General features: G+C 57.7%; 15 protein-coding genes, 4 tRNA genes and 1 pseudogene. 5 read left to right on the top strand and 15 right to left on the bottom strand.

Translation table 11 applies throughout. The features are described 5' to 3' along the window. Positions 1-132: pseudogene (locus CRO59_RS28970) on the top strand (IS110 family transposase); the annotation flags it as partial. A 45-nt stretch (positions 133-177) separates the two neighbouring features. On the opposite strand, the gene CRO59_RS13260 reads toward CRO59_RS28970, so the two are convergent. Next, positions 178-1059: a DUF2242 domain-containing protein gene (locus CRO59_RS13260; protein ID WP_097087804.1), complete on the bottom strand. Its 882-nt coding sequence runs from the start codon at positions 1057-1059 to the stop codon at positions 178-180. Positions 1060-1150: 91 nt separating this feature from the next. Further along, entirely contained in the window at positions 1151-2050 is a 900-nt protein-coding gene (locus CRO59_RS13255; RefSeq protein ID WP_097087803.1) for a LysR family transcriptional regulator, read from the bottom strand. Positions 2051-2170: 120 nt separating this feature from the next. On the opposite strand from CRO59_RS13255, the gene CRO59_RS13250 reads away from it, so the two are divergent. Then, a complete protein-coding gene (locus CRO59_RS13250; RefSeq protein WP_097087801.1) occupies positions 2171-3364 on the top strand; it encodes an MFS transporter in 1194 nt (397 codons plus the stop codon). A gap of 597 nt (positions 3365-3961) precedes the next feature. Here the strand turns inward: CRO59_RS13250 and CRO59_RS13245 are convergent. The 10 genes from CRO59_RS13245 to CRO59_RS13200 all read right to left on the bottom strand — a co-directional run bounded on the left by CRO59_RS13245 (position 3962) and on the right by CRO59_RS13200 (position 13363). Beyond that, on the bottom strand, positions 3962-5833 hold the full coding sequence (locus tag CRO59_RS13245; protein ID WP_097087800.1) for a SurA N-terminal domain-containing protein: 1872 nt from the start codon (positions 5831-5833) through the stop codon (positions 3962-3964). A 236-nt stretch (positions 5834-6069) separates the two neighbouring features. Next, a complete protein-coding gene (locus CRO59_RS13240) occupies positions 6070-6342 on the bottom strand; it encodes an HU family DNA-binding protein (protein WP_008077714.1) in 273 nt (90 codons plus the stop codon). 148 nt (positions 6343-6490) lie between these two features. Next, positions 6491-8887, bottom strand: coding sequence for an endopeptidase La (gene lon, locus CRO59_RS13235; protein ID WP_003223634.1), 2397 nt, complete (start codon positions 8885-8887; stop codon positions 6491-6493). A 163-nt stretch (positions 8888-9050) separates the two neighbouring features. Then, positions 9051-10334: an ATP-dependent Clp protease ATP-binding subunit ClpX gene (gene clpX / locus CRO59_RS13230; protein WP_003223632.1), complete on the bottom strand. Its 1284-nt coding sequence runs from the start codon at positions 10332-10334 to the stop codon at positions 9051-9053. A 112-nt stretch (positions 10335-10446) separates the two neighbouring features. Further along, positions 10447-11082 carry an ATP-dependent Clp endopeptidase proteolytic subunit ClpP gene (gene clpP, locus CRO59_RS13225; RefSeq protein WP_007951559.1) on the bottom strand — a complete coding sequence of 212 codons (636 nt, stop codon included), beginning with the start codon at positions 11080-11082 and terminating at the stop codon, positions 10447-10449. A gap of 92 nt (positions 11083-11174) precedes the next feature. Continuing rightward, positions 11175-12485, bottom strand: coding sequence for a trigger factor (gene tig / locus CRO59_RS13220; RefSeq protein WP_027614582.1), 1311 nt, complete (start codon positions 12483-12485; stop codon positions 11175-11177). Between the two features lie 398 nt (positions 12486-12883). After that, positions 12884-12959: transfer RNA gene (locus tag CRO59_RS13215), tRNA-His, on the bottom strand. A gap of 76 nt (positions 12960-13035) precedes the next feature. Continuing rightward, a tRNA-Leu gene (locus CRO59_RS13210) sits at positions 13036-13120 on the bottom strand. A gap of 58 nt (positions 13121-13178) precedes the next feature. Next, a tRNA-His gene (locus tag CRO59_RS13205) sits at positions 13179-13254 on the bottom strand. 32 nt (positions 13255-13286) lie between these two features. Further along, a tRNA-Arg gene (locus tag CRO59_RS13200) sits at positions 13287-13363 on the bottom strand. A gap of 275 nt (positions 13364-13638) precedes the next feature. Here CRO59_RS13200 and folD point away from each other — a divergent pair. Next, the gene (gene folD, locus CRO59_RS13195) at positions 13639-14493 is read left to right on the top strand and encodes a bifunctional methylenetetrahydrofolate dehydrogenase/methenyltetrahydrofolate cyclohydrolase FolD (RefSeq protein WP_003223627.1); all 855 of its coding nucleotides are present in this window, start codon (positions 13639-13641) and stop codon (positions 14491-14493) included. Between the two features lie 229 nt (positions 14494-14722). After that, entirely contained in the window at positions 14723-15661 is a 939-nt protein-coding gene (pbpG, locus tag CRO59_RS13190; RefSeq protein WP_096795700.1) for a D-alanyl-D-alanine endopeptidase, read from the top strand. A 147-nt stretch (positions 15662-15808) separates the two neighbouring features. Here pbpG and CRO59_RS13185 read toward each other — a convergent pair whose 3' ends face one another. From CRO59_RS13185 to CRO59_RS13175, 3 genes are all read right to left on the bottom strand, one after another. Further along, a complete protein-coding gene (locus CRO59_RS13185; protein ID WP_047291581.1) occupies positions 15809-16003 on the bottom strand; it encodes a hypothetical protein in 195 nt (64 codons plus the stop codon). A gap of 12 nt (positions 16004-16015) precedes the next feature. Beyond that, positions 16016-16222 (bottom strand): DUF6021 family protein, encoded by a 207-nt coding sequence (locus tag CRO59_RS13180; RefSeq protein WP_047597456.1) that lies wholly within the window; start codon positions 16220-16222, stop codon positions 16016-16018. A gap of 89 nt (positions 16223-16311) precedes the next feature. Next, the gene (locus CRO59_RS13175; protein WP_097087798.1) at positions 16312-16983 is read right to left on the bottom strand and encodes a peptidase C39 family protein; all 672 of its coding nucleotides are present in this window, start codon (positions 16981-16983) and stop codon (positions 16312-16314) included. Between the two features lie 244 nt (positions 16984-17227). On the opposite strand from CRO59_RS13175, the gene CRO59_RS28765 reads away from it, so the two are divergent. Next, positions 17228-17383: a hypothetical protein gene (locus tag CRO59_RS28765; RefSeq protein ID WP_177408990.1), complete on the top strand. Its 156-nt coding sequence runs from the start codon at positions 17228-17230 to the stop codon at positions 17381-17383. Positions 17384-17423 lie beyond the last annotated feature (40 nt).

The raw sequence follows: 17423 nt of genomic DNA, 5'->3' as shown, positions 1-17423 counted from the left end.
GCCGACTTCAAGGCCCGTTATGAATCCTTAAGAGAACGGGGCAAGAGCGCGAAAGTCGCGCTCATCGCCTGTATGCGAATACTGCTGATCAGATTGAATGCCATGCTGCGAGACGGCACAGAGTGGCGGTGACGAACGGTGGCAGTAAGACAGTTGCTCCCACATGGGATGTATGTGTTACTGCATCGCCGGAATCGGCTCCGATGGCGGCGGGATATTGGTCGGGTTGGCCGGCGGCGTGATCGTTTCGGTAGCCGGTGCAGGCTCTGCACTCGGTGCCGGGGTGATCGGCGCTGACTCGGCCGGCGGCACCACTGGCTCAGAACCCGTTGGCGTCGGCGCAACCGGGGCCGGGGTCGCTGCCGGGGCTGCCGGCGTCATGTTTTGGGCAGGCTCGACAATCCCGGCTGGCGGCGGTGCAGGCGTTGACTCTACCGCCGGTGCAGGTGTAACCGGCGCTACAGCGGCAGGCTTGGGTTCAGGCACACCGAGATCGGTTTTGGGTTTTTCTTCGATGTGCGCGGCTTTCTTCGCATCGGCTGGCAGGAACAACTCAACCAGCGTGAAGAACCGCTCGTAGAACTTCTGCGAGGTCACGGTTTCGCTGGCGACCTTGACCATCGAATCGTCCGAAGAACCGATCGGCATCGACACCGAACCCAATACGCCAACCCCGAGACTGGCGGAGTTGTTGGTCTTCTTCAACGCGTAGCGATCCTGCAGGGCATTGGCGAACACCGTGGCATGGTGCTTGGCACTGCCATCTTCGGCACACACCACGTTGAAGCTGATTTCCAGGTGGGTTTCCCCGGTCTGCTGGAAACTCTTGTGGCCACTGACCAGTTTCGGGTCACTGCTGGTGATGATGTAGCCCTGGCTGAGCAACGCACGACGGGCCGCCTCGCAACTCGCGGTGTCGGCCACCGGATAATTGCGCGAGAACGTGCCGGAATCATCGAAGTTCTCATGCTCATAGATCGGCTTGTCCTTCGAACAGCCAGCAACAGCGGTCAACAACAGCGCCAACCCAACGACACGCATGGGAGTTGAAATCAACATTGAACATCCTGAGGAAAAACAGTCCGGGGCGTATTGTGCAACAGAACTTGGCCCTGCGGCGCATGGATTGTGTCTTAAAGCCGTTACAACCCTATTGACCCTTGTTTGCCGGAAAAAGTCGCAGCGACAAGTGATCGATGAAGACGCGCAATTTGGCGGTGGCGTGGCGACTGGAGGGCCACAACACCCAGAACTGACCGGTGTGTTTCATATGCGCATCCAGCACTCGCTGCAAGCGCCCCTGCGACACATCCTCATGGGTCATGAAATCCGGCAGGCAGGCGATACCCATCCCTGCCAGGGCTGCATGATTGACGGCTTCGATGGAGGTGGTGACCAGCCGCGTCGGCAAGCTCGGCTCCGGCGCGCCCTCCTCGCCAATCAATGGCCACGGCTCCAGCTTGCCGGTGGCATGAAAGGTGTGCCGCAAGCAGGCGTGCTCCGCCAGATCGGCGGGAATTTGCGGTACGCCGCGCTGCTGCAGATACAACGGGCTCGCCACCAGCACCATGTGAAACTCGCCCAAGGGCCGCGCCATCAGCCGTGAATCTCGTGGTTGACCGGTACGAATCACCGCATCGAAGCCCTCCTCGACCACGTCGACCATGCGATCAGTCAGGTCCAGATCCAGCTCGATCTGCGGGTACAGCGCCATGAACTCATTCATCACCGGCATTACCAGCCCGTGCACCTGCGGCAGGCTGATGCGCAGTTTGCCATGGGGCTGCGAGGCGGAATCGCAGAGTTCGAACTCGGCGGCTTCCACCTCGGCAAGAATTTTGCGACAGCGTGCAAGAAACAGCGCGCCCTCGCTGGTCAGGGTGATGCTGCGGGTGGTGCGATGAAACAGCCGCACGCCCAATCGCGCCTCCAGTCGGGCGATACTTTTGCCCACCGCTGAAGCCGACACGCCCTGCAGCCGCCCAGCCTCGGTAAAACTGCGGGTCTCGGCGACTTGAACAAACACCGAAATACTGCCCAGACTGTCCATTCCACCCCTCCGATTCACGACATCCATGTCCGATATGTTCGGAACCGTAACCCATTTTTCTCCAATGCGCAGCGCCCTAGCCTATGGCCTTCACCCACTTCGGCACATGGACGCTGACTCATGAACGACGCACAACTGACCTCGGCCCTCACCCAGCCAGTCGACACCCGCGAACGATTGCCCCTCGGCGCCCTGCTGGCCCTGGCCACCGCCGGTTTCATCACGGTGCTGACCGAAGCCATGCCCGCCGGCCTGCTGCCACAAATGAGCGCGGGGCTGAATGTCTCCCAGGCACTGATCGGGCAACTGGTCACCCTGTACGCCATTGGCTCGATGCTCGCAGCCATTCCGCTGACCATCGTCACCCGCAGCTGGCGTCGTCGGCCATTGCTGCTGTCAGCCATCGGCGGCTTCGCCATCGCCAACAGCATCACCGCCCTGTCGGAATGGTACTGGCTCACTTTGACCGCACGCTTGCTCGCCGGGATATTTGCCGGGCTGCTGTGGGCGTTGCTGGCAGGCTACGCCAGCCGCATGGTTGCCCCACACCTGCAAGGCCGGGCGATCACCGTCGCCATGCTTGGCGCGCCGCTGGCACTCTCGCTGGGCATCCCGGCCGGCACACTACTCGGCACGCTGGTCGGCTGGCGCCTGAGCTTCGCCATCATGACTGCGCTGACGCTGTTGCTGGTGATCTGGGTGCGCTGGCAAGTGCCGGACTTTGCCGGAGAACACGCAGGAAAACGCCTGCCCCTACGTCAGGTCTTCACCCTGCCCGGCGTACGCTCGGTGTTGTTCGTGACCTTGACCTACGTGATCGCCCACAACCTGCTGTACACCTACATCGCACCGTTCCTGCAACCGTCAGGACTGGCCAGCGATATCGACCGGGTGCTGCTGGTGTTCGGCCTGGCCTCAGTGCTGAGCCTATGGATCGTCGGCAGCCTGATCGATCGCTGGCTACGCGAACTGATGCTGATCAGCACGCTGCTGTTCATGCTCTCCGCCATCGCCTTGGGCCTGTGGCGAGAATCGGCGACCGTGGTCTACCTCGCCGTCGCCGTGTGGGGCCTGGCGTTTGGTGCGATGCCTTCGCTGCTGCAGACTGCCTCGGCGAAAACCGCTGGAGAGGCTGCCGATACGGCGCAATCGATGCTGGTGACCCTGTGGAATGTCGGGATTGCCGGGGGTGGTTTGGCGGGTGGTTTGCTGCTGGGGAGTCTGGGGGTTGGGGGTTTTCCGTGGATTGTTGTGGGGTTGCTGGTTTTGACCTTGAGTGCGGTGCTGAGGGCGAGGGGCTATGGGTTTGTGTGATTGGGATGTTTGTCTGTGAGGGGCCGGGCGGCTAGTCGGCCGTCTTCGCTGGCAAGCCAGCTCCCACAATTGATCTGCGGATAGTCAGTTAGAGACAGGCCGGCTCGTAGGCCGCCATCGCCGGCAGGCCAGCTCCCACAGTAGCGCAAAAGCCGAACGCATGCTCTTCACCACTCAAATGGCCGAGTGTCAGCTCGCCGAAAGCTCTTGATCTTGCCGTGCCGGCCCCATCGGCAGGCTGAGTGGAGGGGTTTATCCGGGGGAAGGAGCGCAGCGACGTTTGGCGAAGCCAAACACATCGAGAGGAGGTGCAGCGAAGCAAACCGGAGGCGATGCCCCCGGATGAATCCCGTAACGAAGGAACCCGAGCCACGGCGAGGGCCGAACGCCGGGGCCAAGCCTTTTGGTTACTTTTCGGCGTCTGGAAAAGTGACTCGCTGTAAGAGCGAAACCGCCAGAAGCCACACCCGAAGCAACGGATATTCACCCAATCCCCAAGAGCATGGTCGGCCCAAAGGCCGCCAAGCCCCAAAAACCAAGCGAAAAAAAAACCCCGACCATAAGATCGGGGCTTTCCAGTTACCACTCAGTCAACCATCAATACCGCTTGATGTCCGCCTGACTCTCCAACTGCTTACGGAACGCCGCAAAATCCTGCTGACCTTCACGCGAAGCCAGGAAACGACGGTACTGCGCCTTCTCTTCATCAGTCGGCGCTACCGCTTCATTCACACCGTCCAGACGCACAATCATCAGACTACCGTCCTGCAAGGTCACGCTGCTGAACGTCGGCTTGCCCTTGGCTGCCGGTTTCGGCATGCGGAACAACGCCTGCAGCACAGTCGGGTCAACCCCTTCCTGAGCACGGGTCGCCGCCGTCACAACCTTCCAGTTCTGGCCGTCAACCGCCTTGTCCAGTGCAGTCTTGCCATCGCGCAGACCAGCAATCAACTGGTCAGCCTTGGTCTTGGCCGCAGCGCTGGCGTGCTCTTTGGTCAGTTGGGCACGGATCGCCGTGTTCACCGCTTCGAGTGGCAACTGCTCAGGCTTCAGATGTTCCTTGGCACGCAGCACGACCACGGTTTCCGGGTCCAGCTCGATACCGGTGCTGTTGGCGTTTTCTTCCAGCACTTCCTGACTGAACGCAGCCGTCACCACCGCGCGGTTGGCGGCGATGCCTTCACCACCTTCACGGCCGAATGGCTTGGTGGTGTGCACAGTCAGTTTCAGATCTGCCGCAGGCTGGGCCAGGTCAGACGCTTCGAACGCCGAGTCTTCCAGTTGCTTGGTCGCCTCGACAAAACGCTGCTCGACCTGTTGAGTCTTCAGCTCGCGGGTCAACTTGTCTTTCAGGCTGGCCAGGGTCGGAACTTCCGGCGCTTCAACACCCAGCAGCTTGATCAGGTGGTAACCGAAGTCGGTACGCACCGGCTCGGACACCTGGTCCTTGTTCAGCGAGTACAGGGCTTTTTCGAAAGCTGGATCATAGACGCCAGGACCGGCAAAACCGAGGTCACCGCCATTGTTGGCCGAGCCCGGATCCTGCGAGAACTCCTTGGCCAGCGCTTCGAATTTCTCGCCCTTGGCCAGACGCGCCTGGACTTCTTCGATCTTCGCCTTGGCCTGAGCGTCGGTGGTCTTGTCGTTGACTTCGATCAGGATGTGCGCCGCACGACGCTGTTCCGACAGGTTGGCGATCTCTTTCTGATACGCCGCCTGCAGGTCTTCATCCTTGACCGCAACCTGGTCGAAGAAAGAAGACTTCTTCAGCTCGACATAATCGACGACCACTTGCTCAGGGGTCATGAACTCCTTGGCGTGCTCGTCGTAGTAAGCCTTGACCTCATCGTCGGTCAGCTTGACCGCGGCCGGGTCGGCCTTGACGTTCAGCGAAGCGAAATCGCGGGTCTGTTTTTCCAGACGGGCAAATGCCAGCACTTCGGCGTCGGTGACGAAGCCGCTACCGGCAACACCGGCGCGCAACTGACCGATCAGCATTTCCTGAGCCAGCATCTGGCGGAATTGCATGCGGGTGTAGCCCAGTTGACGAATCACCTGGTCGAAGCGCTCGGAGCTGAACTTGCCGTCCACCTGGAATTCAGGGGTCTGCAGGATCACCTGATCCAGTGCACCTTCGGAGAAAGCGAATTTCGATTGTTCTGCGCCTTGCAGCAGCAGCTTGCGATCGATCAGGCCCTTGAGGGCCGATTCGCGGAGCATTTTTTCGTCAAGCAAGGAAGCATCGAAGTCCTTGCCCAGTTGTTGCATCAGCTGACGGCGTTGCATGTCAACGGCCTGGCTCAGCTCGTTCTGGCTGATTTCTTCACCATTGACCTTGACCGCATCGTTGGTGTGCGTCGTGGCCTTGAAAATGGCATCGAAACCGGTCAGAGCCATCAGTGCAACGATGACCCCGATAATGGTCTTGGCAATCCAGCCTTGTGAATTGTCCCTGATATTCTGCAGCATGCGTCCCCCAGAAACGGTTGAACTTCAAAAATTAGGCAACCGTGGAGCGTGGGTAGAATCCGGATAGAAGAAAGGCGCATCCGAGGATGCGCCTTCTCGTAACTGGCGGAGCGGACAGGGCTCGAACCCTCGATCCCGGCGTTACAGGCGGCTGTTCCAGCGACCTGCTCTACCGCTCCGCTGCCAAGTCAGGCATGACCCCGACCCGGATGGGTAAAAACCTGAAACAAACTAACTTAGTTAACAGCTTCTTTCAGTGCTTTACCGGCTTTGAAACCTGGCTTTTTAGCAGCAGCGATTTGCAGCGTCTTGCCGGTCTGTGGGTTACGACCAACGCGAGCTGGACGATCAGTCACGGAGAAAGTGCCGAAACCAACCAGAACAACGGAGTCGCCAGCCTTGAGAGCGCCAGTGACGGATTCGATTACAGCGTCCAGCGCACGGCCAGCAGCAGCTTTCGGGATATCAGCGGATGCAGCGATAGCATCAATCAGTTCCGACTTGTTCACTCTAAGTCCCCTTATATCTATTTTGAGATGATTCTAAGTTTTTTGGTGAAAGCAAAAACGAGTGCTGAATGGCCTACAGACACTTAAGAGCCGCTTTATAACAAGGGCTCTAAAAAGCTGTCAAGGAAGCCCCCCAGGCAAAAACGTATTAATGCGTGCTAATTCTTTCCTTTGAATCAGACTCACGTTTTTCGTCCTTGGAAACTATCTCCGGAGCCACATCCGGCAAGGGCTCCGGCGCGTATTGCAGCGCAATTTGCAGGACCTCGTCAATCCATTTAACCGGTTTAATCTGCAGATCCTGCTTGATATTGTCAGGAATCTCCTTCAAATCGCGCACGTTCTCTTCCGGAATAATCACAATCTTGATTCCGCCACGGTGAGCCGCGAGCAGTTTTTCCTTCAGACCACCAATCGCCAACACTTGGCCACGCAGGGTAATTTCGCCGGTCATGGCGACATCGGCGCGCACCGGAATCCCGGTCAAGGCTGACACCAGTGCCGTGCACATGCCCACACCCGCGCTAGGACCGTCCTTCGGGGTCGCCCCTTCCGGCATGTGAATGTGCGTGTCGCGCTTCTCATGGAAGTCCAGCGGAATGCCCAGGCTTTTGGCACGGCTGCGCACAACGGTCAGCGCCGCAGTGATCGATTCGACCATTACATCGCCCAGCGAACCGGTCTTGATCAGTTGACCTTTGCCCGGTACCACAGCCGCTTCGATGGTCAGCAATTCGCCGCCCACCTGCGTCCACGCCAGGCCAGTCACCTGACCGATCTGATCCTGTTGCTCTGCCAGACCGTAGCGGAATTTACGCACGCCGAGGAAGTGCTCGAGCAGGTCAGCTGTCACTTTTACCGAGAAGCGTTTTTCCAGCGCATGTTCTTTCACAGCCTTGCGGCAGACTTTGGCGATCTGACGTTCAAGGCCACGCACACCGGCTTCACGGGTGTAGTAACGGATGATGTCGCGGATCGCTTCTTCATCGAATTCCAGCTCGCCTTTCTTCAGACCATTGGCGGCAATCTGCTTGGGCGACAGGTACTTTACGGCGATGTTGATCTTTTCGTCTTCGGTGTAGCCCGGCAGACGAATGACTTCCATCCGGTCCAGCAGTGCCGGCGGGATGTTCATCGAGTTCGAGGTGCACAGAAACATCACATCGGACAGGTCGTAATCGACTTCCAGATAGTGATCGTTGAAGTTGTGGTTCTGCTCCGGATCGAGCACTTCCAGCAACGCCGACGCCGGGTCGCCACGCATGTCGCTGCCCATTTTGTCGATTTCATCGAGCAGGAACAGCGGGTTGCGCACACCTACTTTTGTCATCTTTTGAATCAATCTTCCTGGCATCGAACCAATGTAAGTCCGACGATGACCACGAATTTCCGCTTCATCACGCACGCCACCGAGGGCCATACGCACAAATTTACGGTTGGTGGCGTGGGCAATCGACTCTGCCAGCGAGGTCTTACCCACGCCAGGAGGACCCACCAGGCACAACACCGGACCACGGATCTTCTTCACGCGCTTCTGCACGGCGAGGTATTCAAGGATGCGCTCCTTGACCTCTTCGAGACCGTAGTGATCGGCGTCGAGAATGTCTTCAGCACGCGCCAGGTCGAGGCGTACCTTGCTTTGCGCCTTCCACGGCACCTGCACCAGCCAGTCGATGTAGGAGCGCACCACGGTGGCTTCAGCGGACATCGGCGACATTTGCTTGAGCTTGTTCAGCTCGGCGGTGGCTTTGGCCAAGGCATCTTTCGGCAGGCCGGCAGCATCGATGCGCTTTTTCAGCTCTTCGATTTCATTGTGACCTTCGTCACCGTCGCCCAGCTCTTTCTGAATGGCCTTCATCTGCTCATTCAGGTAGTACTCGCGCTGGCTGCGCTCCATTTGCTTTTTGACGCGGCCGCGAATGCGTTTTTCAACTTGCAGCAGATCGATTTCGGCATCCAGCAAGGCGAGCACGTGCTCGACCCGGGCCGACAGATCGATGATTTCGAGGATTTCCTGTTTCTGCTCGATCTTCAGCGCCATGTGCGCGGCCATGGTGTCAACCAGGCGACCAGGCTCATCGATGCTGTTGAGCGACGACAGGACTTCAGCCGGGACCTTCTTGCCCAACTGCACGTATTGTTCGAACTGCGACAGCAGGCTGCGCACGAACACTTCGGATTCGCGCTCGGCGGCGTCGACTTCGTCGATCAGCGAGACTTCGGCACGGCAATGCCCGTCGACTTCGCTGAAGCGCTCTACAGCACCGCGCTGCTCACCTTCGACCAGAACCTTGACGGTGCCGTCCGGCAGCTTCAGCAGCTGCAACACAGTGGCGATAGTACCTACGCGATAGAGAGCGTCTTCACCGGGATCATCGTCAGCCGGGTTTCTTTGGGCCAGCAGCAGGATCTGCTTGTCGCCCGTCATCGCGGCCTCGAGGGCTTCGATGGATTTCTCGCGCCCCACGAACAGCGGGATAACCATGTGCGGATAAACCACGACATCACGCAATGGCAGGAGAGGCAATTCGATGGTTGTCTTCATGATTTCGCCTCTACGGCGGCCATATGGCCGTAATCAGATGGAATTAAACTTGAAACCAAGATGGGGGCTGCCTTGAAAAAAAACAAGCGCAAAGCGGATGTAAAAAACGACATAAAAAAAAAGAGGCCCGAAGGCCCCTTCTTTGTTCCGGCAGTGTGGACGCTTACGCGTCCGGCGCTGCCTTGGCCGTCGGCTCACTGTTTTCGTAGATATACAGTGGCTTGGACTTGCCTTCAATCACGCTTTCATCGATGACGACTTTGCTCACTTCAGACTGCGAAGGGATTTCGTACATCGTGTCGAGCAGCACACCTTCGAGAATCGAACGCAGGCCACGGGCACCGGTTTTACGTTCCAGGGCACGTTTGGCGACCGATTTCAGTGCGTCGGTCCGGAACTCCAGATCCACGCCTTCCATCTCGAACAGCTTGGCATACTGTTTGGTCAGAGCATTTTTCGGCTCGGTGAGGATCTGCATCAACGCAGCCTCGTCGAGCTCGTCCAGCGTCGCAAGAACCGGCAGACGACCGACGAATTCCGGGATCAGACCGAACTTGACCAGATCGTCAGGCTCGACTTCACGCAGGGATTCACCGACTTTCTTGCCTTCTTCCTTGCTGCGCACTTCTGCGTTGAAACCGATGCCGCCTTTGGTGGAACGGTTTTGGATAACCTTTTCCAGACCAGAGAACGCACCACCGCAGATGAACAGGATGTTACGGGTGTCGACCTGCAGGAATTCCTGCTGCGGATGCTTGCGACCACCTTGCGGCGGAACGGAAGCGACCGTGCCTTCGATCAACTTGAGCAAGGCCTGCTGCACGCCTTCACCGGAAACATCGCGGGTGATCGACGGGTTGTCGGACTTGCGGGAAATCTTGTCGATTTCGTCGATATAGACAATGCCCATCTGGGCCTTTTCCACGTCGTAATCGCACTTTTGCAGCAATTTCTGAATGATGTTCTCGACATCTTCACCTACGTAACCGGCCTCGGTGAGGGTGGTTGCGTCAGCGATGGTGAACGGAACGTTCAGCAGGCGGGCCAGTGTTTCGGCCAGCAGGGTTTTACCGGAGCCTGTCGGGCCGATCAGCAGGATGTTGCTCTTGCCGAGTTCGACGTCGTCAGCCTTCTTGTCACGCTGATTCAGGCGCTTGTAGTGGTTGTACACCGCTACGGCCAGAACCTTTTTCGCACGCTCCTGACCGATTACATACTGGTCAAGGATGCCGCTGATTTCTTTAGGCGAAGGCAATTTATGCGCGCTGCTTTCGGCCTGTGCTTCCTGCACCTCCTCGCGGATGATGTCATTGCACAGGTCGACGCACTCGTCGCAGATAAAGACCGAGGGGCCGGCAATCAATTTGCGCACTTCATGCTGGCTTTTGCCACAGAAGGAGCAATAGAGCAGCTTGCCGTTGTCCTCGCCGTTGCGGGTGTCAGTCATTCGTTCGATCCAAATCCGATAGGCTTGCAACACAAGATGAAGGCTATTGCGGGCTTTTTCAAGCCCGCTGGTGGTCGGACCTGCCGACCCACCTTATTTTGAGCTGCTTATTTTACGCAGGACGCTGGTTGATGACTTCGTCGATCAGGCCGTATTCCTTCGCAGCTTCTGCACTCATGAAGTTGTCGCGGTTGGTGTCACGCTCGATTTCTTCAAGCGTACGACCGCTGTGCTTGGCCATCAGCGTGTTCAGACGCTCGCGAATGAAGAGGATTTCCTTGGCATGGATTTCGATATCAGAGGCCTGGCCCTGGAAACCGCCCAGTGGCTGGTGAATCATCACACGCGAGTTCGGCAGGCAGAAACGCTTGCCTGGAGCACCGGCCGTCAGCAGGAATGCACCCATGCTGCACGCCTGACCAATGCACGTCGTCGAGACGTTTGGCTTGATGAACTGCATGGTGTCGTAGATCGACATGCCCGCTGTCACCGAACCGCCCGGGGAGTTGATATAGAGATGGATGTCCTTGTCCGGGTTTTCCGCTTCAAGGAACAGCAATTGCGCACAGATCAGGTTGGCCATGTAGTCCTCTACAGGACCCACCAGAAAAATGACGCGCTCCTTCAGAAGGCGCGAGTAGATGTCATAGGCGCGCTCGCCACGAGCAGATTGCTCGACAACCATCGGGACCAGGCCGCCAGCGGCCTGGATATCAGAGTTCTGCTGAATATACGAATTACGGAACATGCTCTGCAGTCACTCCCAAATAGTTATGTCTTGAATACGCATAAGCCAGCTCGAAGGCTGGCTTATGTGTGTACTTCTTAACGCAAAAACAATCAGTCGGCTTTTGGAGCTTCTACCGGCTTGACCGCTTCTTCGTAAGAGACCGATTTGTCGGTCACGCTAGCTTTCTGCAGAACAGTATCCACAACTTGTTCTTCCAGCACAACCGAACGAACTTCGTTCAGTTGCTGCTCGTTCTTGTAGTACCAGGACACGACCTGCTCAGGTTCCTGGTAAGCCGAAGCCATTTCCTGAATCATTTCGCGAACGCGGGCTTCGTCAGGCTTCAGGTCGAATTGCTTGACCACTTCGGCCACGATCAGACCCAGCACTACACGGCGCTTGGCTTGCTCTTCGAACAGCTCGGCCGGCAGTTGGTCAGGCTTGATGTTGCCACCGAACTGCTGAACCGCCTGCACACGCAGACGGTCAACTTCGTTGGACAGCAGAGCCTTCGGCACTTCGATCGGGTTGGTGGCCAGCAGACCGTCCATTACCTGATTTTTTACCTTGGACTTGATGGCCTGACGCAGCTCACGCTCCATGTTCTTGCGAACTTCGGTGCGGAAACCGTCGATGCCGCTTTCCTTGATGCCGAATTGAGCGAAGAACTCTTCGTTCAGCTCTGGCAGCTTAGGCTCGGAAACGGTGTTGACCGTCACGGTGAACTCGGCGGTTTTGCCGGCCAGGTCCAGGTTCTGATAGTCCTCAGGGAAGGTCAGGTTCAGAACGCGCTCTTCGCCCGCTTTAGCGCCCACCAGGCCTTCTTCGAAGCCCGGGATCATGCGACCGGAACCCAGCACCAGCTGAGTGCCTTTGGCCGAGCCGCCAGCGAAGGCTTCGCCGTCAACCTTGCCAACGAAATCAATGTTCAGCTGGTCTTCGTTCTGAGCAGCACGATCGGCCACTTCAAAACGGGTGTTCTGCTTGCGCAGGATGTCCAGCATCTTGTCCAGATCGGCGTCAGCCACTTCAGCGCTCAGACGCTCGACAGTGATGCCGTCGAAACCGGCAACGGTGAACTCAGGGAACACTTCGAATACGGCAACGTATTCCAGGTCTTTGCCAGCTTCCAGCGACTTCGGCTCGATCGAAGGCGAACCGGCAGGGTTCAGCTTCTGCTCAACCACGGCTTCGTAGAAGGAGGACTGGATGACATCACCAACAGCTTCCTGACGAGCGTCAGCACCGAAACGGCGCTTGATTTCGCTCATTGGCACTTTGCCTGGACGGAAGCCAGCAATCTTGGCCTTTTGGGCAGTCTGCTGCAGACGCTTGTTGACCTGGCTCTCAATGCGCTCAGCCGGCACGGTGACGCTCATGCGGCGCTCAAGAGCAGTAGTATTTTCAACAGAAACTTGCATGGATATTCCTCGTTGCACAGACGTTAGCCGGCCGTTTCCGACCCCAGAATCAAGGGCATGCATTCTAGTGGGTCAAACTCAAGAAGTCACCCTACTGAAAACGGGTAAAAAAACAGCAGGCCATTTATAGGTGCGAATGCAGCAATGCACTCCACCTCGAAGACGAATAAAGACCATCACGCCAAGGCTCTGCTTCAACCGCTTCTATATATAGAAGAGACTGCGAGCCATCTCCCTGACGGCTGATCCCGCGAACATGGCCGGCGGTCGGCACGCTGACAGCAAGCCCCTGAACACGACGAAACGCCCTGCCCTTCGACCCGAATCGCTGCGCGACAAACCACCAGCCGTAAAACAAAAAAGGCGCCAGACTGTTAAATCTGGCGCCTTTCGAAATATGGGGTGGACGATGGGGATCGAACCCACGACAACGGGAGTCACAATCCCGTGCTCTACCAACTGAGCTACGCCCACCATATTGCGTCACAAAAAAGCCATTCAACTTCTTTGCTGAACTTCATCAGGCCTGCGGCATGAATGAAGCTTTAATTGGTGCGGATGAAGAGACTCGAACTCTTACGCCTCGCGGCGCTGGAACCTAAATCCAGTGTGTCTACCAATTCCACCACATCCGCAGATGAAGCTTTTTAAAGCAAAGGCGCCAGATTGTTACATCTGGCGCCTTTCGAAATATGGGGTGGACGATGGGGATCGAACCCACGACAACGGGAGTCACAATCCCGTGCTCTACCAACTGAGCTACGCCCACCATATCGCGCTACTTGTGCCAAAGCTGCCTAATGGCGCACCCGGCAGGACTCGAACCTGCGACCATCCGCTTAGAAGGCGGATGCTCTATCCAGCTGAGCTACGGGCGCCTTATTAATCTGTACTCTTGGAGGACTACAAACTAAATGCTTTCCAGCTTCGCAGAACGCTAATTCCGCTCAACCTTCTTAACCAGTGCTAGGCTGTGCCCGACAAGTGCGACGAATAGTATAGAGCGCTCCCAAGGTCGTCAAATCCTTTTTGAAAAAAATTCATTTAATTAAAGGAGTTAGGGGAATTTGCTGACCAAGCGCCTTTGCCCTCACCGTCTGACATGCGAGAATGCGTTCTCTTTTTTTCCCCTCTCGATGGTTAATCACGCGCAATGACTGCACAACTAATCGACGGCAAATCGATCGCCGCCAGCCTGCGCCAGCAGATCGCCCAACGAGTTGCCGAGCGTCGCCAGCAAGGCCTGCGCACTCCCGGCCTCGCGGTGATCCTGGTCGGCAGCGATCCTGCCTCTCAGGTTTATGTCTCGCACAAGCGTAAAGACTGTGAAGAGGTCGGCTTCCTCTCTCAAGCCTACGACCTGCCTTCCGAAACCACTCAAGAAGCGCTGACCGATCTGATCGATCGCCTCAACGACGACCCGGCCATCGACGGCGTGCTGCTGCAACTGCCGCTGCCCGAGCACCTGGACGCCTCCAAACTGCTGGAGCGCATTCGCCCGGACAAAGACGTCGATGGCTTCCATCCTTATAACGTCGGCCGCCTGGCCCAGCGCATTCCGCTGCTGCGTCCGTGCACACCAAAGGGCATCATGACCTTGCTGGAAAGCACCGGCGTTGACCTTTATGGTCTGGATGCGGTGGTGGTGGGTGCGTCGAACATCGTCGGTCGTCCGATGGCGATGGAACTGCTGCTGGCCGGTTGCACCGTGACCGTCACCCACCGCTTCACCAAGGACTTGGCCGGCCACGTCGGTCGCGCTGATCTGGTGGTGGTCGCCGCCGGCAAGCCGGGCCTGGTCAAGGGCGAGTGGATCAAGGAGGGCGCGATCGTGATCGACGTCGGCATCAACCGTCAGGACGACGGCAAACTGGTCGGTGACGTGGTGTATGAAACCGCACTGCCCCGCGCCGGCTGGATCACTCCGGTTCCCGGCGGCGTTGGCCCGATGACCCGTGCCTGCCTGCTGGAAAACACCCTCTACGCGGCAGAAACCCTGCACGCCTGAGACGTTTTTGCGCAGTAAAAGAACCCCGCCTTGTGCGGGGTTTTTCGTATCTGAGAAAAAACACTAACCGTTCGCCGGAAACCCCTCTTTTTACAGGCCTTTTCACGAGATTTTCAGGTCATTCAAACAACCATCGACAGATCTTCAGCCATACTCCTAGAATGCGACGCTTTGAAGAAATAACCCGTTACAAACTAACGGAATATCCAACCTTTATGAGTTCGCCCGCGTGAAAATTCGTCTTTCGATCCTGAGCCTGGTTTTTGCTTTTTCAGGCACATTCGTCACGCCAACCGTCAACGCCGCTGAAACTACCGCCGCGCCACGCGATGCTTCGCAATTGAAGATCGCCTCCGGCAGCGCCCTGCTTATGGATTTGCAGACCAATAAAGTCATCTATTCGAGCAACCCGGATGTGATCGTACCGATCGCTTCGGTGAGCAAACTGATGACCGGACTGGTGGTGGTTGAAGCGCACCAGAACATGGACGAATGGATCGACGTCGACATCAGCCACACGCCGGAAATGAAAGGCGTGTTCTCCCGAGTCAAACTGAAGAGCGAACTGCCGCGTCGCGAGATGCTGCTGATTGCCCTGATGTCCTCGGAGAACCGTGCGGCCGCCAGCCTCGCGCATCACTATCCAGGCGGTTACGCCGCGTTCATCGCCGCAATGAACGCCAAGGCCAAAGCGCTGGGCATGACCAATACGCACTATGTCGAGCCGACCGGGTTGTCGGAACGCAACGTGTCCACCGCCCGCGACTTGAGCAAACTGCTGGTCGCCGCGAGCAAGCATCCGATCCTCAGCGAGCTGACCACCACCAAGGAAAAAACCGTAGCGTTCCGCAAGCCCAATTACACCCTGGGTTTCCGCAACACCGATCACCTGGTGAACAAGGCTGACTGGGACATCAAGATCACCAAAACCGGCTTCACCAACCCGGCGGGTCATTGCCTGGTGCTGGTGACGCGAATGAGCAACCGCCCGGTTGCCCTGGTGATTCTCGATGCGTTCGGCAAGTACACGCATTTTGCCGATGCCAGTCGTATCCGCAGCTGGATGGAAACCGGCCGGAGCGCCAACGTTCCGGCAGTTGCGCAGCAATACAAGGCCGAGAAAAACCTCAAGTCGCGCCAGAGCGGCGTGGTCGAAGCCTCCAAGTAACCAGAAATATCCAACTGTGGCGAGGGAGCTTGCTCCCGCTGGGGCGCGTAGCGAACCTTTTTTAACCAGAAAGGCCTGCTGCGCAGTCCAGCGGGAGCAAGCTCCCTCACCACAGAGGTATTCAGCCAGTGGTTAAATACCCGTTATTCAATCATTGGGTAACGGCATTTTGTCGTCGTCCGGAATGCCGTCACCAGCGCTCGGATCTGGCGTCAGCACATTAGGTCGCGCCAGCGGATCGCGCAGCGGGCTGTCCGGATCCAGCACAGGGTCCACGTCGTCCTCAGGCGTGGTCGGCACGCTGTCCGGTTTTTTATCGTCGAAGCTGGAATCGGTACTCATACGCACCTCACTTCATGGTTTCAGATCGGCCAACGGATCATAGGGCTTGGCCGGTCGCTGGCTGTCGTCGTCCGGTTGCACGTCTCGCGGCGCCTTGGCGGGGCCGACCGGATCAACTTGCGGATCGTCGAGATCCGGTGAATCCGGATCGAAACCCAGATCATGACCGGACGAATGCTCGCTTGAGTGTGGGCCTTTCGGGGATGGGGAATCTGCCATGCTCGCCTCCTGATTCACCCGCACATTCGGGCTCTATCAGTGAGAGGCCTGCCGGGCGTGAGGGTGCCCGGCAGATGACGAACGGAGCCTTAATGTGCGGGCAGAGCCTTTTTGGCTTGCGCCGCTTCACGTTCCTGCCCGGCCTGCGCCAGCTCATCCGCTGCTGCGAGCCAGCGCTGGCGATCAACCTCGGCGGGAATCTGCGACGGTTTCTGGATCAGCACCGCCCAGCCGCCTGATTTTTCGAACGCCGATTCAAAAGAGCTGAAGCTCATCAGTTCGCGGCGATTCATTCCGGCGCGCAACAGCACCTTCTGTTTCAACCGGTCATACCCGGAAAGGATCGCGTAACGCGGTTCGGCCCAGAACGCCGAGCCTTCACTGAAGCGCACCATTACCGGATAACCTGCCGCGACCTGGGTCAACAGGGCAGGCAAATTCTTGTCCAGCGGATAGACCACCATGCCGTAATCGCGAGCCAGGCTCTGCAGATTCTGCTGCAACTGCTCTTGTGCATCCGGCAGATGCAACGGTTTTTCCAGCAGCCCCGGGGTGATCATGATGCCCTGCTGCGACAACAGGCTGGCCAGCACTTGCGGACCACTTTGATTGGCTTCGCCGCGATAGAACGTGCCGCTGAGTTCGACCCGTTCCGGCAGACGCTTGACCTGCGGCGCCACACTGCCCGCACACCCTGCCAACACCGCCGCGCAACCGGCCACCAGCAACGCCCCTCGCAATCGAGAAAATACCTGCACCATCATCACTCTCGTCAGACGCCGGTCATCGTGTTCCGGCAACGCCTGCGATCATAGGGCGATGCAGGCCTGCGGTATAGCCTTAAACCGCAGACCGATCGTTTGCATAGAGCGAACTGATTGGTCATTACCGACCTTTGGTCAATAGTCTGAAACACCCCATTGTCTAGACTGTCACTGAAACAGAGCGAATTGAAAAAGTGAGTGCCCGACGCAGGGCAAAGAGGAGGCACTGATGAGCCTGACCATGACTATAGTAATGCTGATCGCCGGCTGGCTGGCCGTGGCCACTGCCATGTTGTGGGGCGTGCTGCGGATTTCGCGGCGCCACCATCACCCGCAGCCACCTGTGGCAGACGAAAAACCGCAAAAGCACAACGCACGGCACGCGACCGCACATTGATACTGCAAACGTTCCGCCCATAAAAAAGCCCCCTGAACGC

This window comes from Pseudomonas sp. LAMO17WK12:I5, from assembly GCF_900215165.1.
GTDB lineage: Bacteria > Pseudomonadota > Gammaproteobacteria > Pseudomonadales > Pseudomonadaceae > Aquipseudomonas > Aquipseudomonas putida_A.
The sequence above is the reverse complement of the archived record's forward strand: the minus strand, read 5'-3'. Positions and strand labels throughout refer to the sequence as shown.

What these genes read in the sequence shown, in the direction of transcription:
- folD (WP_003223627.1), top strand. Translation starts at nt 13,639, where the DNA reads ATGACTGCACAACTAATCGACGGCAAATCGATCGCCGCCAGCCTGCGC.
- CRO59_RS13180 (WP_047597456.1), bottom strand. Translation starts at nt 16,222, where the DNA reads ATGGCAGATTCCCCATCCCCGAAAGGCCCACACTCAAGCGAGCATTCG.
- CRO59_RS13260 (WP_097087804.1), bottom strand. Translation starts at nt 1,059, where the DNA reads ATGTTGATTTCAACTCCCATGCGTGTCGTTGGGTTGGCGCTGTTGTTG.
- lon (WP_003223634.1), bottom strand. Translation starts at nt 8,887, where the DNA reads ATGAAGACAACCATCGAATTGCCTCTCCTGCCATTGCGTGATGTCGTG.
- clpX (WP_003223632.1), bottom strand. Translation starts at nt 10,334, where the DNA reads ATGACTGACACCCGCAACGGCGAGGACAACGGCAAGCTGCTCTATTGC.
- clpP (WP_007951559.1), bottom strand. Translation starts at nt 11,082, where the DNA reads ATGTTCCGTAATTCGTATATTCAGCAGAACTCTGATATCCAGGCCGCT.
- CRO59_RS13255 (WP_097087803.1), bottom strand. Translation starts at nt 2,050, where the DNA reads ATGGACAGTCTGGGCAGTATTTCGGTGTTTGTTCAAGTCGCCGAGACC.
- CRO59_RS13245 (WP_097087800.1), bottom strand. Translation starts at nt 5,833, where the DNA reads ATGCTGCAGAATATCAGGGACAATTCACAAGGCTGGATTGCCAAGACC.
- CRO59_RS13175 (WP_097087798.1), bottom strand. Translation starts at nt 16,983, where the DNA reads ATGGTGCAGGTATTTTCTCGATTGCGAGGGGCGTTGCTGGTGGCCGGT.
- CRO59_RS28765 (WP_177408990.1), top strand. Translation starts at nt 17,228, where the DNA reads ATGACTATAGTAATGCTGATCGCCGGCTGGCTGGCCGTGGCCACTGCC.
- tig (WP_027614582.1), bottom strand. Translation starts at nt 12,485, where the DNA reads ATGCAAGTTTCTGTTGAAAATACTACTGCTCTTGAGCGCCGCATGAGC.
- CRO59_RS13250 (WP_097087801.1), top strand. Translation starts at nt 2,171, where the DNA reads ATGAACGACGCACAACTGACCTCGGCCCTCACCCAGCCAGTCGACACC.
- CRO59_RS13185 (WP_047291581.1), bottom strand. Translation starts at nt 16,003, where the DNA reads ATGAGTACCGATTCCAGCTTCGACGATAAAAAACCGGACAGCGTGCCG.